The organism is Natronorubrum halobium (genome assembly GCF_051351675.1).
In the GTDB taxonomy this organism is placed as follows: Archaea; Halobacteriota; Halobacteria; order Halobacteriales; family Natrialbaceae; genus Natronorubrum.
Map to the genome: position 1 here is coordinate 1,459,325 of NZ_CP195595.1, position 13,881 is coordinate 1,473,205.

The 13,881-nt window shown below is 59.0% G+C and carries 17 protein-coding genes and 1 pseudogene; 5 read left to right on the forward strand and 13 right to left on the reverse strand.

Annotated elements, in window-relative coordinates; genetic code table 11:
- Positions 1-89: 89 nt before the first annotated feature.
- The 4 genes from ACSFC7_RS07170 to ACSFC7_RS07185 all read left to right on the forward strand — a co-directional run bounded on the left by ACSFC7_RS07170 (position 90) and on the right by ACSFC7_RS07185 (position 3,876).
- Positions 90-617 (forward strand): lysylphosphatidylglycerol synthase transmembrane domain-containing protein, encoded by a 528-nt coding sequence (locus ACSFC7_RS07170; RefSeq protein ID WP_436347036.1) that lies wholly within the window; start codon positions 90-92, stop codon positions 615-617.
- A gap of 245 nt (positions 618-862) precedes the next feature.
- Positions 863-1,699 carry a hypothetical protein gene (locus ACSFC7_RS07175; protein ID WP_436347037.1) on the forward strand — a complete coding sequence of 279 codons (837 nt, stop codon included), beginning with the start codon at positions 863-865 and terminating at the stop codon, positions 1,697-1,699.
- Positions 1,686-2,447 (forward strand): hypothetical protein, encoded by a 762-nt coding sequence (locus tag ACSFC7_RS07180; protein ID WP_436347038.1) that lies wholly within the window; start codon positions 1,686-1,688, stop codon positions 2,445-2,447. The genes ACSFC7_RS07175 and ACSFC7_RS07180 overlap by 14 nt, the downstream gene beginning before the upstream one ends.
- A gap of 187 nt (positions 2,448-2,634) precedes the next feature.
- Positions 2,635-3,876 (forward strand): tyrosine-type recombinase/integrase, encoded by a 1,242-nt coding sequence (locus tag ACSFC7_RS07185; RefSeq protein ID WP_436347039.1) that lies wholly within the window; start codon positions 2,635-2,637, stop codon positions 3,874-3,876.
- 35 nt (positions 3,877-3,911) lie between these two features.
- Here ACSFC7_RS07185 and ACSFC7_RS07190 read toward each other — a convergent pair whose 3' ends face one another.
- From ACSFC7_RS07190 to ACSFC7_RS07225, 8 genes are all read right to left on the reverse strand, one after another.
- Positions 3,912-4,118 carry a hypothetical protein gene (locus tag ACSFC7_RS07190; protein WP_436347040.1) on the reverse strand — a complete coding sequence of 69 codons (207 nt, stop codon included), beginning with the start codon at positions 4,116-4,118 and terminating at the stop codon, positions 3,912-3,914.
- A 622-nt stretch (positions 4,119-4,740) separates the two neighbouring features.
- Positions 4,741-6,330, reverse strand: coding sequence for a glycosyl hydrolase family 28-related protein (locus ACSFC7_RS07195; RefSeq protein ID WP_436347041.1), 1,590 nt, complete (start codon positions 6,328-6,330; stop codon positions 4,741-4,743).
- Positions 6,320-6,568 carry a HalOD1 output domain-containing protein gene (locus ACSFC7_RS07200; RefSeq protein ID WP_436347042.1) on the reverse strand — a complete coding sequence of 83 codons (249 nt, stop codon included), beginning with the start codon at positions 6,566-6,568 and terminating at the stop codon, positions 6,320-6,322. Before ACSFC7_RS07200 ends, ACSFC7_RS07195 begins: the two co-directional genes overlap by 11 nt.
- Positions 6,569-7,080: 512 nt before the next feature.
- Complete coding sequence (locus ACSFC7_RS07205) at positions 7,081-8,106, reverse strand: hypothetical protein (RefSeq protein WP_436347043.1); 1,026 nt, start codon at positions 8,104-8,106, stop codon at positions 7,081-7,083.
- Positions 8,107-8,483: 377 nt separating this feature from the next.
- Positions 8,484-8,690, reverse strand: a complete 207-nt coding sequence (locus ACSFC7_RS07210; RefSeq protein WP_436347044.1) for a hypothetical protein — start codon at positions 8,688-8,690, stop codon at positions 8,484-8,486.
- Positions 8,687-9,067: a PIN domain-containing protein gene (locus ACSFC7_RS07215; RefSeq protein ID WP_436347045.1), complete on the reverse strand. Its 381-nt coding sequence runs from the start codon at positions 9,065-9,067 to the stop codon at positions 8,687-8,689. The genes ACSFC7_RS07210 and ACSFC7_RS07215 overlap by 4 nt, the downstream gene beginning before the upstream one ends.
- Positions 9,068-9,544: 477 nt before the next feature.
- Positions 9,545-10,102 (reverse strand): site-specific integrase, encoded by a 558-nt coding sequence (locus tag ACSFC7_RS07220; RefSeq protein ID WP_436347046.1) that lies wholly within the window; start codon positions 10,100-10,102, stop codon positions 9,545-9,547.
- Positions 10,103-10,207: 105 nt separating this feature from the next.
- Positions 10,208-10,477: a hypothetical protein gene (locus ACSFC7_RS07225; protein WP_436347047.1), complete on the reverse strand. Its 270-nt coding sequence runs from the start codon at positions 10,475-10,477 to the stop codon at positions 10,208-10,210.
- A 216-nt stretch (positions 10,478-10,693) separates the two neighbouring features.
- Between ACSFC7_RS07225 and ACSFC7_RS07230 the strand changes: the two genes are divergently transcribed.
- The gene (locus ACSFC7_RS07230) at positions 10,694-11,068 is read left to right on the forward strand and encodes a helix-turn-helix domain-containing protein (protein ID WP_436347048.1); all 375 of its coding nucleotides are present in this window, start codon (positions 10,694-10,696) and stop codon (positions 11,066-11,068) included.
- A gap of 272 nt (positions 11,069-11,340) precedes the next feature.
- Here the strand turns inward: ACSFC7_RS07230 and ACSFC7_RS07235 are convergent, their stop codons facing one another.
- From ACSFC7_RS07235 to ACSFC7_RS07255, 5 genes and pseudogenes are all read right to left on the reverse strand, one after another.
- A complete protein-coding gene (locus ACSFC7_RS07235) occupies positions 11,341-11,697 on the reverse strand; it encodes a hypothetical protein (protein ID WP_436347049.1) in 357 nt (118 codons plus the stop codon).
- A 56-nt stretch (positions 11,698-11,753) separates the two neighbouring features.
- Positions 11,754-12,144: pseudogene (locus tag ACSFC7_RS07240) on the reverse strand (PIN domain-containing protein).
- 420 nt (positions 12,145-12,564) lie between these two features.
- Positions 12,565-13,047: a hypothetical protein gene (locus tag ACSFC7_RS07245; RefSeq protein ID WP_436347050.1), complete on the reverse strand. Its 483-nt coding sequence runs from the start codon at positions 13,045-13,047 to the stop codon at positions 12,565-12,567.
- Positions 13,044-13,241 (reverse strand): hypothetical protein, encoded by a 198-nt coding sequence (locus tag ACSFC7_RS07250; RefSeq protein WP_436347051.1) that lies wholly within the window; start codon positions 13,239-13,241, stop codon positions 13,044-13,046. The genes ACSFC7_RS07245 and ACSFC7_RS07250 overlap by 4 nt, the downstream gene beginning before the upstream one ends.
- A gap of 5 nt (positions 13,242-13,246) precedes the next feature.
- On the reverse strand, positions 13,247-13,687 hold the full coding sequence (locus ACSFC7_RS07255) for a hypothetical protein (RefSeq protein ID WP_436347052.1): 441 nt from the start codon (positions 13,685-13,687) through the stop codon (positions 13,247-13,249).
- Positions 13,688-13,881: the final 194 nt, after the last annotated feature.

The window sequence follows — 13,881 nt, forward strand, 5'->3', positions numbered from 1 at the left end:
GCTCGGTCGGCGGGTCGAACTCGCGCTGCTGGCCGTCGTCGCCGTCTTCGGACTCCTCGTCGGCGGGATCGTGCTGAGCTGGCGCTATCGTGCTGAGCTGGCGCTATCGACGACGGGCGATCGCCGTCGCCGCTCGTCGCTTCGGCGGGCTCTCGGCTCGGATCAGCGCGTTCGTCCCCGGAGTGCGGGCCGTCTCGGTCGACCGGTTACGGGAGCGCCTCGAGCGATTCGTCGACGAAGTCGAACGTGTATCCGCCGACCGACGCGGCGTCAAACGCGCGCTCGGCTACTCGACGGCCGGCTGGCTCTGTCTCTCGCTCGCGCTCTGGCTCGCCGTCTACGCGGTCGGCTACGAGATCCCGCCGGAACTCGCTTTGTTCGTCGTTCCGATCGGCGCCGCGACGAACGTGCTCCCGTTCCCCGGGGGCCTCGGAACCCTCGAGGCGGTGTTCATTCTGCTGCTCGTCGCCACCGCCGGCGTGCCTGCCGTCGAAGCCGCGGCGGCGACGCTGCTCTACCGGGCCGCGACGTACTGGCTGCCGCTGCTGTTCGGTCTCGGTGCGGTCGTCGTTTCGAACGCGTCGACGCGACCGAACAGGAGACGGAAGCATCCGTAACCGCTCGTGTCACACCGACGAACGGGCTTCGCCGGGCGAACACGATCGAATTCTCGAGTCGAGCTTGGACCAGAACCATCGATCGAATTCGTCGTCGGGTGTTCTATAATACGTGAAAACGAAAATCACATCTTCGATTGATGAGTCCACAGAATAGTAAATATGTATTATATTGGTGCCCCTCGTTCATGATATGCGGTGATGATTGTGGTCGCAGTGAAAATTACACGCACCCCGGAGGGAGTATGAGCCCGACGGACGAGACTGGACAGGTACTGACTGAGACGACGTCGTCCGACAACCAACTGTATCGAGCGGGTGCCGTCGCAGCCGTTCTTGGCGTCGCGATCCAGGTTGTGCGGCAGGCCTCGGATCGGTTTCACCCGACGAGCGACCCTTCGAATCCGACCGTGGCGTTCGCCGATTACGCCGCCCACGAGCACTGGGTGGTGGCGCACTTGATAGAGTTCCTCGGGTTCGTTCTCATCTTCGGTGCCTTGGTGGTGCTTTCGTGGCGGATGCGCGCCGGGCGTGCCGCGGGCTGGGCAGTACTGGGAGCGGCAGGAGCAGTGACGAGTCTGACCCTGGCCGCTGCCCTTCAGGCGGTCGACGGCATCGTCCTCAAAGTGATGGTGGATCGCTGGGCGGAGGCACCCGCCGAGTCCCAGGAGTCGTTGTTCGCGGGCGCGTACGCCGTGCGCCAGATCGAAGGCGGCCTTCTGGCCATGTTCGTCTTCGGACTGGGGCTCACGGTCCTCATCTACGGCATCGCGCTCATCATCGACGAAGAGGCGCCGAACTGGTTGGGTGTGCTGGGCATCGCAGCCGGTCCACTAACGGTCGTATTGGGTATCGCCCTCGCGCTCGATCCGTTCGGCGAAACAACGGGGCACGCGGGGAGCATGGGGCTTTTGGTCGGCATCGGCTTTCTGGGCAATCTACTAGCGTTCCTGTGGATCGTTCTCGTCGCACGATTCCTTCTACGGAGTGCCCGCCGACGCCCCGCTCACCATCCCGAGTCGAAGATTCCGGCACTCGAAGAAGACGGTACCCGATCGGGGGAGGATCATGGCTCCGTCTGAACGGTACTTCTCGAAGGTCGGGGCCGTCGCGGCGATCGCGGGGATCGTGATCTACACCGTCTCCAAGTTCGTGTTCCATCCCATGACGCCGCCCCAGGAGACGGAAGCGGCGTTCGCGGACTACGCGGCCGAATCGAACTGGGCGGTCATCCATCTGGGGGAGCTACTCGGAATCCTGCTGATGAGCGGCGCTATCGTCGCCCTGGCGTGGCGGCTTCGCCGGGGCGTGGCCGGCGTGTGGGCGACCCTCGGCGCCGCTGCAGCGGTCGTCTTCGCGGGCGTGTACGCCGTCTTCATCGCAGTCGACGGCGTCGCTATCGGGGTGCTGGTCGACCGATGGGCGGAGGCCGGACCGGAACAACAGGCGCTGCTGTACGAGACTGCCTTCGCCGTTCGGCAGATCGAAGCCGGACTGTGGGGCGTCAAGTGGCTGCTGTTCGGCGTCGCGACCGCGCTCTTCGCGGCGGCGTTCTTCGCCACTGCCGAGTCACCGCTTCGGCTGTCGTGGCCGAGCGGAATGGGCTGGCTGAGTGGCGTCGCCAGCGTCGGAGCACTCTCCTTCGGGGTCGTCCAGACCCAGACCGGTTTCACCGAACTCTCGATGTCGTTCCAGACGGCGTTGATCCCGGGCATCGTGTGGATACTCGCCATCGGGATCTTCCTCTACCGGCATCCGGAACCCGCCGACGTCCTCGAGGAAGTTCCGTATCGAGAGGACGACGAGCGACGTCACGAACCGGCCGACTGAAGGCGCCGAAATCGATTTTTGGCGGATCGAAACGCTACTTTCGTCCAAGAACAGTGGAGCCATTCCGAGGATCCTCATTAGAAGGGTCTGAGCGGGGATGACCACGAGATGATAAGAGCCTAGGCCGGGATTTGAACCGAGACTTCATAATCCTACGTATAATATGAGATGGTATAGTGATTGTGGGATGACCGGCAAACGCACACAGATACAGAACTTGCGGGACCGCATTCAGGAAGCTGAGGAAATCTCCGACGAGGACGCCGAGCTCCTCATCCGGTTTAGCGACAAGATGGACCTCCTGAAGTCCAAGTATACCGATCATCGCCACATCAAACTGCTCCGTCACGCTACTCGGATCGCGGAGAACGTCGGCGGCATGGCCGACGCCCTCGAGGATAGAGAGGCATCGGAAGAGATTGTTCGCTGGATCAACCGCGAGTACGAAAACGAGTACACCAATCACGACTACCGAACGGCGCTCCGGGTGTTCGCCAAGCGCGTCACCGACCAAGAGGGCATCCCCGCGAGTGTTGAATGGGTCCCCTCCGGAACGAGCAACAGCCACGACCCGGTCCCAAACCCCGCAGACATGCTCGAGTGGGAGGCCGACGTCAAGTCGATGATTGACGCAGCCCGGAACCCCCGGGACAAGGCTCTCATCGCAGTCGCGTTCGATTCCGGAGCCCGGAGCGGTGAGCTCCAGGAACTCACTGTTGGCGACGTCAACGATCACGAGTACGGCCTCCAGGTGATGGTCGACGGCAAGAAGGGGCAACGCTCGATCACGCTCATCCCCTCCGTCCCCTATTTGAACCGCTGGCTCTCCGACCATCCGGCTCCAGACGACCCAGACGCCCCTCTGTGGTCGAAACTCTCGAAGCCCGAAGAAATCTCGTATCGTATGTTCAACAACGCCTTCAAAGACGCCGGCAAGCGAGCGGGCGTCACGAAGCCCGTCACTCCGACGAACTTCCGAAAGTCGAATGCCACCTGGTTGGCCCGTCAGGGGATGCCGCAGGCCTTCATCGAGGATCGTCAGGGACGGACTCGTGGGAGTAAAGCGACGGCCCACTACGTCGCCCGGTTCGGGGGCGAATCCGACTCGCAATACGCCCAGCTCCACGGCCTTGAGGTCGAAGAGGAGGACGATGGCCCGACCGGCCCAGTCGAATGCCCCCGCTGCGGGCGCGACACTCCCCGAGGGGAACCGGTCTGTATGTGGTGCAACCAGGCTCTCGACCACGGTGCAGTCGAGGACCTTCGGAAGGATCAGGATGAACAACGACGCGCCCTTCTCCGTATTGCAAAACGGAACCCGGAACTCCTCGACAAACTCGAGGACATCGAACCGGTGATCAAGGCCTTCGGGGGAGACGCCGACCTCATCCAGGCTGCGCAGCAGTTCACCGAAGCGGTCGGAGAATGAGACGGATTCGCTGATCGAGATCGAACCCATCGCGGTCATCTCACCTTTTCCTGCAGCTCGTCTAGGCGGGCGATCTCCTCCTGGAGCTTCTCGACGTCTGGGTCTGACCCGTATTTCACGAGGGCTGCGAGACAGAGCGCCCGGACGAAGTCGTCGTCGCCGTGCTTGATTATCTCGGTGAGTGTCTCCTGGTGCTCCCGTACGTAGGTCTCTGGTGTGTCGGTGAGGTCAGCCTTAGACATCGTCGGCCACCATCATTGAATAGAGTTCGCGGTATCCCGTACTGGGACTCGCCTCGAAAGCGTCCACGTCAATCTCGCCTCTCGTTCGTCGTACTGTACCTGTGTTGTCTTCGGATCCTGTCGATTGCATATCTCTGGGGTGCTGGGTTCGGGTCCAGCCGTCCCCGGAGCTGTCCGACGGACCTCTGGCTCTCCAAAAGCCTAACTACCCACGTGACGAGTATTCACGTAGAGTCAGGCCGGTCCCAGCCGGATGCTCCGCCTTTCAATTGTCCTTCGCGGTGGTGGGATTGTACTGTGAGACCATCTTCTTCAGAAGACAGTCATACGATTCTCCACCTCGTTTCTTTTCCTTAACCAGATCCCGGACGTCTCTTGAACACGGGATGGCGGTTTCTGCTGGCATGATCGTCTTGAGTGCTTACAGTGAATACAATATAGGCCAGAGTATTAAATATGTATGTAAACTGATACGGTAAAGCTTCGTGGTTAACCGTAGTCTCTTGAAACTGCGTTTAGACGGTTAAACACGTAGATTGACGGCAAATGGAAAATGGTACAAGCTACTGGTATGAATGTCACGAGCCTGTGGTATATTTTACTAATGTAGGGAATGAATCATTCACGCAGATTCCGAAGTAACCCATTCCCGAATCTCGCCATCAACGTCTATCTCGCTACCTGAGTTGTCGAATATGACGCCCGCATAGGCGACACTGCTGCCGGGGCCCGAATAGATGCCTGCACTGCCACAATTTTCGGCGCGTGCGGTTGTGAGCGTCACGTCGACGTTTTCTCGGAACCTGAATGCCTGGTCTCTTGCTCCTTTTGCAGTCACCGTACTCATCTTCAGATCAACCATGTCATCGAAGATGATAGAATTCGTAAATTCCCCGTCGACAACTACGTTCGAGATTTCAGCACCGGCAAATCCGCTCGCGTACAACCCAGACCCAGCAGCAATCTTGCTGTCGTCGGTTCTAATAGTGACGTTACTGATCGTCAGCTCGCGACGTCCTTCCTCAATATGACCCAGTGAAATCCCTCTCGCGTTTTCGATACACGAAACCCTATTGATGGTCAAATCCTCAACCAGCCCACCAGTATCGGCCCGAATAGCCGAATTTTGACAACCGGTGATGTGCCCATCCGCGATCGTGATCGACTCGTTTCCGTCACGATGGATGTGCACCCCGTGGCTCGGCTCGTTCTCTGGATCGATCTCGAAGTTTTTGAGGGTGCAATTTTTAGCTGGTGTATCGTCGTCTTTCGTTAGCCGATATTCGTCACCGTCCTGGATGCCGTTGGCGGCCGTGCCCTGGTTTTGATTGTCGAATTGCATAGGTGCATCTGAGCTCCCCTCTCCACCACGAGTTGCCCAGTAGCCGTCCACAGTCACATTCTTCGATGAGACGATATCGATGTGATGATAGTAGATGGCGTCGCCGTAGATATTCTCCAATCGAACGTTTTCTGCGTGCGCAGGCAGAATTCCGTTTGAAGCCGGAGAATCTACTCGGACGTTGCAGACCGCCCAGTTCGATGCGCCGTTGTACTCAGATGCGTCGTAGCCCTTATTGGAGAGTAGAGCACGCCCTTCCGAGCCATCCGGGCGTGGGCCCTCGAATACGGTCGACCGACCGGCGCCCAGGATGATCGTATTGTCACCCACCAGTGGAGTTCGCTCGAGGAGGTACCTACCTGGCGGGAAATAAACGATACCACCCCCAGTTTTGTCAACAGAATCGAGAAGCTCGTGGATAGCTTGGCCGACTTCGGTAGTACCGTCTCCTTTGATTCCATGGGCCTCTACGTTCCACACAGGAGTCTCCTTTGAGCGTGCGTGACGGATTCGAGCAGCCTCGAGATGGCTCGTTCCGGGCACTGGTTGATCACCACTTCCACGGCCGCTAAAATACACCCAATCTTCGCTCGAGGCATCCCAGCGCCAAGTAATCCCTTGATCTTTCGCATGAAACAGCATGTCGTCATACTCTCCTTTCGCCGGGCGCTCGGCGATTGGACCATGTACAATCCCGACGTCGTCGTTTGCTGATCCCATACAACCGGCAAGGGCGATGGAACTGCCGGCCACCGCGGTCAGGAAGGCCCGCCGCCGTAGCTCCAATTTTGAGCTGTCTTCACCTGGCCTTGCTTCCTCACCAATGTTCCTGTCGTGTGAATCCTCGGAGATCCCTCGATCACGACTCATCCTTCACCTCTTCAAGTTCTATTGTGCCACTGCTGTGGGCCGTAATCCGGTACCCTGCGTGTTCGAAGGAGACTCTCCCTTCTGCGTCTTCGAGCCTGAATATCTCATCTAATGCCTGAGGGTCGACAGATTCGTACAATACTGGACGGAACTTTTCCGGAGGTGTTTCCATCTCTGCGGCCAGTGTCCAGATAACTGCTTCACTCAACTTTTCACATTTCGGAGGTCGGTACTTCATCTCGATCCACTCTCGCCTCAATCACTAAATAACCTTCACAATGCTTCTAAGCGCATTTTCAAAAGGACTCTTTCGGCGCACACAGGCGAATTACTGGCTTGCCAACGTGGATTTTGGCTTGTCGCCGCACACATCTTATGGCTGGACCACATCCGAAAGTGACCACCGAGGCCGTTCTCGAAATCTTCGAAGAAAATGAGGATGCTTGCGAGCCGTTCAACGCTCCTGAGATCGCCGAGCAACTGAAGTACCAATGCCATCGGAACACGGCGCGAAACTATCTACAGGATTTGGTGGCAATAGGCGAGCTGCGAACGAAGAAAGTAGGAGGTGGGGCACGGATTTACTGGCGTCCCTGCACGAGCTCGACCCAGTCCGGTGACAGCTGTTCATCTGAATAAGCTCCTTACCCTCCGATTTCGAGGGCATATACCTCCAGGAAAAGCTCAGAAGTAACTGGTCCCCTCAACAATTTCGACTCGAAGCAGATTTGCGCTAAACTGACCGATATTTCACAGGAGGTCCGCGAGGTCTTGGAGGTCGGTACGGATGGTAGTGTCAAACCGGTCGGGGAGGTCCTGTTGGTAGGCGACGCCAGCGAAGAATTCCTCGGTGACGACGACGTCGGTGTAGGGGATAGCGACAGCGAGGGCCATGACGTCGTGGAGATCGTTGGCCTCAATGTCGCGGTGCCGATGAAAGTCGCGGCCGAGGATGAGCTCGAGGTGGGTGTAGTAGGTGGGAAATTGCATAAAGAAGTCGTCGAACCCGTTGAAGGCGGTGTCGCGGGCGATGATGGAGATAATGTCGATGGGGAGCTGGTCGGCGGTGTAGATAAGGCCGGGGAGCACATCGTTCCGGAAGCTTTCGATGATCAGTTGTTCGCGGCGTTCTTCGTCGGTGTCGGCGATGTCCTCGTACTCCTGCCGTATCGATTCGAGTGTTTCGACGTACTCAGCGCGTTTCTCTTCGTCTCGGAGGTTTGGAAGATTGTCGACGTAGTCGTCGGCCTGAATCATCTGTCGGGTGACGTACTCGGATCGGAGTAACTTGTGGATCTTCCACTCATCCTCAACCGGTTCGCCGCCGTCCATGATGCGGGGCGTACCGTGGGGGTCGGCGAGGCCGCGGCCGAACACTTGGTCGGCGGGATTGATTGCGGGCAACAGGTCGATATGTCTGAAGAGGTACGCCGTGATCTCGGCGCCGACAGCGTCAAAGTAGTTTCGCATGCAGAAGTTGTTAGAGAGGTCGATCATGAGTTCGTAGAGCTGCCGCTTGAACGTCTCGTCGGGGTGTGCATCGGTTTCGAAAAAGCGGGCGATGGAGTATGGGCAGACAGCGACGCCGTCGTCGACGGCTCGTTTGACGGTCTCGTAGGCATCGGTGTGACGGGAGTCAGGATCATGGCGGCCAGCGTGGAACTGGCCCCAAATCTTCTGGTCGAGATAGATGATGGTGGTCTCGTCCCTATCGAGAGTGGGTTCGGGGGCATCCAAGATGCCCTCAACTGTCTCCTTGTCCAGGTCCTCAAACATTTGAATAGGGGGTAAGCGTGGCATAGAATTCATAGTATGGGTGGCCGCGTACAGTTATGAGTCTAAGGCTGGTCGGAGATCCCTCCATCGAAGGTGTTCGATCGCCCCATCATCAATCTCAACGCTAAAAAGATGGGAGTCACGTGGGTCTCCTGTTTCCTGGCCAGCGTCATCCTCAAATATTTCGACGATTGTTCCGTGTTTTCGATGGAGTCGCTCATGATCCGGATCGTCTTCATCTGGAATATCGATCCGAACCCGATCCCCAGCTTCAAATCGTCTCATTGGTGGATTATACTGCTGCTCTGCCCTGTCAGTTACGACTGGATACGACATTCACTCGTACCAACCCGATACCTTAAAAATTCGTCAGCCACTTACCAGCGAGCGGGCTCGCCCGACGGGTCGATAGCCGCTACCAAGTACGGTCCGTTAAACTGCTCGATCAGTTCCTCCTCATCCGCCCCCTCGACCGTCCGGGTGACACCTGCGAGCGCCTCCTCACCCTCGAGGATCACCCCGTCAGCTACCCGTCCGATGTGATCGTACTCGTCGTCCGTCAGCCGGTAGAAGGTCACACTCATCGACCCGTGTCCGTGTAGTCTTCGACGTCGATCACGGCCGCAGTCTCCGGGTGTGTGAGGTCTCGGTCGGCGCTGACGATCGCTGCATCGAGCTCGCGTCCGACCGCCGCAATCACGCCGTCTATCCCGGTGAGGTACGGCCCCTGCGGACCGACTTCGTCGGCGACCTCCGCTGCGGTGATGGCCGTCCCCCCGTCCACGGGATACACTTCAGCCCACGACAGGGCTTCGCGAGCGCCCTCGATGTCACTCTCGTCCGGGCCGTTTCCCTCTCCGACGAGAACCTCTGCGAACGCCGGTGCTGGGATAACGAATCGCTCGGTCGAGTGTTCCTCGAGGTACCGGGTCGCGGCGTCGACGTCCTCGAGTGAGACCACCTCACTCCGCTCGATCCGTTCACGGCTTACACTGGCACCAGTAAGCTCATTCCAGTCCTATTTAGCTAACCGTAGTTTCAGTGGAAGAAGCCCCCTTCCGTCTTATTTCACCAGCATCAGAATACCGCGAACCGCATTGCCTGCAGAACACGACCATCGCGACCGACACCGAGGACCGTCGACGGGGCCCGAGAGCGGTGATCGACCGTCCAGTTCCAGGGTCCGAACCGGGCGAACGTGGTCGACCGACCGGTTCCCCGGAGCGACCGGCCTCGAGGCCGACCGCGTCGACGGCGCTACTCGCGAGCCAGCTTATCGTATAGTTCGCGATGCTCTTCGATGAACACCCTCGCGAACTCGCGGGCGTCCCGATTCGCCGCAGGCCCGTCGTCCGTGGTCATGTACGCTACTTGTCTACTCACAGTAATGGGTGTTGCGGGGAGGCCTCCGGCGTGATCGCGACGGCAGCCGGCCCGATCAGGCCAGGCCCGCGTCCTCGAACGCCTCGTTGACGACGTCCTCGGTCGGCGCGTTGAGATACGGCTCGATGGCCTGGAAGGAGTCCCACCCGCCGACGGCCATCACGACGCGCGGGTTCACCCGCTCGTCGACGAGGAGCCGCTGCGCGAACCGGCGCCGGAGGTCGTGAGAAGAGATGTGCCGGAAGTCCGGGTCGCCGGTCTCCTCGGCTGCCCGCTCGGCCGTCCGCTTCACGACCGCCCGGACGCCCCGTTCGGAGAGGTCGATCAGCGGCTCGTCCTGGGCGATCTCCTCGGCCGACCGGTAGCGGTGGATGGCGGCCTCAACGTCCCGCGGGAGGTACGCGTCGCGAGGCTTCCCGCCGCCGCTCGTGTCCTTCCCTTCCGGGACGCGCAGCCGGTAGTGATCGCCGTCACCGGTCCGCTTGACGTGACGCGGCTCAATCTGTGGGACCTCGAACGCCCGGAGGCCGACGTACCCGCCGAGCTGCAGAATCAGGTCGTCCCGATGGTTCGCGGCCGCCCGGCGAAGCTCCTCGAGCTCGGCATCGGTCATCCAGACCTTGTGCTCGTCTACTTTCGCGGTCGCATCAACCTCATGGTACCTCCATGACAGGGCGTCATAGCAGACTTACATCAAATAATTGATTCTAGGAGGGAGTCAGTAGTGCCAGACGTAGTCGTCGTCGTCGTCAAACTCTTCAAGGAACTGTTTTCCCGCCTGCACGCTTCGTAGCGTGATAGTCCCCCGCCCCTTCTCTCGAATCAGGCCGATCTTGATGAGGTCATCAATCGCCTCATCAAGTTCATCGCCGTCATATCCGCCGCACCAGCCCTTGAGAGTTTGTCGCTGGACGTGACGTTCGCCCGCTACGGGCTCGCGGACCATCGTAGAGACGACTTGAAGATGAGTATCATTCCAAGAGTCCATGCGTGCGTATAGACATAACATATTCAACGACATAAGTGTTTCGCTGTAGCACTAGTGTGTACTCAAGCAATACTGGGTGAGTTCCATCCAGACGTTCATGAGTTCCTTGGGAAAACATTAAGTGTATCAAACCCATACAGACAGGTGAGGATAGAAGCACCAGGGGTACTGGTGCATTGAACACCCCGCTCGTAACCATCAGAGATAACCATGCCCATGCAAATGAATCCCGAGAACAGCCAGAACTATACCGAAAATGTCGCACTTACTAACCTGTTTGGCGATAACCCCAAAGTGAAGATTCTGGCTGTATTGCTTCAACAGGGACGGGATGTCAACGTCAGTACAATTGCTGATGTTGGAGGTATGAGCCGAAGTTCTATCTATCGGCACATTGACGACCTGCTTGAGCTTGGTGTAGTCAAAAAGACTCGTGAGATCGGAGGCAGCCCGCTCTACCAGATCAATAAGGGAAGCCAAGTCGCAAAGAAGCTCGCAGAATTGGAATGGGTACTCGTTGATGAAGTTGCTAACGAGACCGATGAGGATGTTGACGAAGGATTTAAAATCCCCGAATCACCACCAGAGTGAGTTCATTTTTCTAGGGGTGTACAGTTTCTGTTATGATGAGCGACAGTAGAACGACAGAGTGGGGAGAAACGTTAGAGCAACAGAAGCAGCGCAATGCCGAGAGATAGGAGACAAGCAAGCTTGACTCCGTCCTCAATGACTGTCGTTCGATTCGGAGCGAACTATCCACTGTTAGTTCGAGGTTGGCCAAACACAGTATCAGCGACCGCTGCGACCAGATACACGCCCGTGAACAACGCCAGTATGAAGATTATTGATTCAATCATTAGTTCTCACTGATTTGGGTTTACATATGGAAGCACTTTCTTGCGAACGAACTGGGAAAACTCGATAGTGTCCATCTCCTTCGGTTCATAGACAGCGATCCAACCGTTGCGTGAGAGAACTAGCTTCAATTGCCGGCCATTGAATTCGACGTTCTGGAGCCCGATTTGGGTGTTTTGGTGCTCTTGAATGTATTGTGCCATCTCAGGAGCATCCTTGATGTCGCCATACGCTGAACCTGCACTAAGCGGATCACCATCGCCGCGGAACCAGTCCATCCAAGATTCAGCACTTGGGTTTTCCTCAACGAAACTACCAATGTCCACAAGTGCGGGATGAATTGATTCTCCAGTAGCCTCCTTCATCAAACCGACATCGCGTCCAGGCGAGACGGTTCGCCCGGCTTGTGGGACGGCGCCGGTCAGTACTCCTCGACGTCGACGACGGCCTTCGTCTCCGGATGAGTGAGGTCGCCGTCGCCGGAGACCACCGGTGCATCGAGCTCGCGGCCGACCGCAGCGATCAGCGTGTCGGGCCCGTCCAGGTACGGCCCCCGGGCGCGATCTCGTCTGCGATCACTCCCGCCGTGACCGCCATCCGTTCGTCGACGGGATGAACGTCGACCCAGGCCAGATTGGCGCGGGCCGCGTCGACGTCTCCGTTCGGGAGGTTCCCCTCACCGACGAGGACCTCCGCGAGCGCCGGAACGGGAGCGATCGGATCTCCTCACCGCCGTGCTCCTCGTAGAACTCGCGGGTCGCCTCGACGCCGTCCAGGTAGTCGATCAGAAACGTCGCGTCGAGGACCTTCATGCAGCGTCCTCAACACGCTCGCGCATCCGCTGCTTCCGCTTCTCCTTCGACTTCCGGCGCCCCTCACGGACGCAGTCGGCCTCCTCGTCGGACCATCGACCGAACCCGTCGTAGAAGTCACCGGCAGCCTCTGCTCGCGATGAGCGTCGACGTCCGCCCAGATCGGCACCGAAACGCCGAGACGGCCACGTTCGGGAAGAACAGGGCCCGAGATCCCGGTTTCAGTTTTTCTTCGTGCCAGGGGTCTGATCGGAGCCCTCCTGCGCCGGCACTCGAGGCGACTGTGCGCGACTGTCGGTCCGCTGTTCGTGGTGATCGAGGGCCGTCGACGGACCCTGAAAACGGCTATCGTCCGTCCAGTTCCGGGGCTTTGAACCGAGCGAACATGGTTGACCGACCGATTCCGGGAACCGGCCGCGTTTACCGGATCCCCTCGAGTTCGACCGCGTCGAGGTCACCCTCGATACCGCAGAACTCGTCCAGGAGCGCTTCGTCCTCCGGGTCGATGCCGGTGTCGATCTCCTCCAGGGCGGCTGCGCCCTCTCCGCTGTCGGGAGTGAGACCGACGTCGGTCGCGATGTTGTGCTCGGCCATGATCGACTTCCGAATCTCCTGCCGGGCCCGGATCTCCGTTCGCGGGTCACCGTCCCGGCGCGCTTGGAGCGCCACCGACTCGAGTTCCTGCTGCTGATCGCGGAGCCGGGTCAATCGGACGATGGCGGCGCTGAAGTCGACCGAGAGGTCCGGGAGCCAACTGTTCATATTCTTGATGTCCTTCCGGATGGCCGACTTCGAGACGTCGTAGCTGTCGCTCAACCGCTTGACGACCTCCGAATGCGAGATCCCGTGAGCGACCAGCATCCGGTAGGTCTCCTGCCGGCGCTGACGGAGCTCGTCTTTCATCGGCGCCGATCACCTCCGGTCGGGACGGCTCCGGCCCCCGGCGTGATCGGCCCGGCAGCCTCGTCGACGACGGTGAGGTCCGGGCGCGGGGCCGGCCGCTGCGGGAGGCGTCCCTCGTGAAACCCGAATCCCGAACCGGCGCCGTCTGGTGATTCCGCGTTCGGGTATGTAATTGGATTTAGGAGATCTGCCATCGGTCTCATCTCGAGGGTGACGTCGATTCGATCGCCGGGTCTCGTTCGGCGAGGCCAACGAGTGGATCGTCACCGGTGATGCTCTCGGGGAGTTCGATCACGCCGACGTCACTCTCGTCGACAGCCAGGCCAAGCGACTGGCACAGCCGGATATCAGTCCGGATGGACGTGATGATGTCGCGAATCACCTTCCGCTCGAGGTCTGGGTCGTCCTTGCGTCGAGCCGCCGGGATGAGCTCGTACAGCCGGCGGCGGGCATCACGGAACTCCTGCATCCGCGCCTTCCCCGACGGGTCGGTCCGCGGCGGGAGGTCGTCGACCCACGACTCGAGCCGGTCGATGTCAGTCTTCACTGCTGCCTCGCTCGCCTCAAACTCTTCGGCAATCTGCGTGACGACATCGGCGACTGGGCGGCCCTGAATGATTAGCAAATCGAACGTTCTCATCCGTCGTTCGGTGAGGTTGGAGTTAATAGCCATCGGCTGCTCGTTTTGTACCTATACCTGACTGTATCTGCTCACCTGTGTCCTCCAGACAGGACGCGTGGCTAGCATTCTTCACTGACCCTGGATCAGATTAACACCTTATGGAGAGAAGTCGAAGAGCGTGATTTCGACAGATACGTCTCGTTTCGTGTGCG

Bases quoted from the DNA above. Each gene is read 5' to 3' on its own strand.
- ACSFC7_RS07205 (WP_436347043.1), bottom strand. From the start codon at position 8,106: ATGTTTGAGGACCTGGACAAGGAGACAGTTGAGGGCATCTTGGATGCC.
- ACSFC7_RS07225 (WP_436347047.1), bottom strand. From the start codon at position 10,477: ATGGACTCTTGGAATGATACTCATCTTCAAGTCGTCTCTACGATGGTC.
- ACSFC7_RS07200 (WP_436347042.1), bottom strand. From the start codon at position 6,568: ATGAAGTACCGACCTCCGAAATGTGAAAAGTTGAGTGAAGCAGTTATC.
- ACSFC7_RS07245 (WP_436347050.1), bottom strand. From the start codon at position 13,047: ATGAAAGACGAGCTCCGTCAGCGCCGGCAGGAGACCTACCGGATGCTG.
- ACSFC7_RS07190 (WP_436347040.1), bottom strand. From the start codon at position 4,118: ATGTCTAAGGCTGACCTCACCGACACACCAGAGACCTACGTACGGGAG.
- ACSFC7_RS07195 (WP_436347041.1), bottom strand. From the start codon at position 6,330: ATGAGTCGTGATCGAGGGATCTCCGAGGATTCACACGACAGGAACATT.
- ACSFC7_RS07220 (WP_436347046.1), bottom strand. From the start codon at position 10,102: ATGACCGATGCCGAGCTCGAGGAGCTTCGCCGGGCGGCCGCGAACCAT.
- ACSFC7_RS07175 (WP_436347037.1), top strand. From the start codon at position 863: ATGAGCCCGACGGACGAGACTGGACAGGTACTGACTGAGACGACGTCG.
- ACSFC7_RS07180 (WP_436347038.1), top strand. From the start codon at position 1,686: ATGGCTCCGTCTGAACGGTACTTCTCGAAGGTCGGGGCCGTCGCGGCG.
- ACSFC7_RS07210 (WP_436347044.1), bottom strand. From the start codon at position 8,690: ATGAGTGTGACCTTCTACCGGCTGACGGACGACGAGTACGATCACATC.
- ACSFC7_RS07235 (WP_436347049.1), bottom strand. From the start codon at position 11,697: ATGAAGGAGGCTACTGGAGAATCAATTCATCCCGCACTTGTGGACATT.
- ACSFC7_RS07255 (WP_436347052.1), bottom strand. From the start codon at position 13,687: ATGAGAACGTTCGATTTGCTAATCATTCAGGGCCGCCCAGTCGCCGAT.
- ACSFC7_RS07185 (WP_436347039.1), top strand. From the start codon at position 2,635: ATGACCGGCAAACGCACACAGATACAGAACTTGCGGGACCGCATTCAG.
- ACSFC7_RS07250 (WP_436347051.1), bottom strand. From the start codon at position 13,241: ATGGCAGATCTCCTAAATCCAATTACATACCCGAACGCGGAATCACCA.
- ACSFC7_RS07230 (WP_436347048.1), top strand. From the start codon at position 10,694: ATGCAAATGAATCCCGAGAACAGCCAGAACTATACCGAAAATGTCGCA.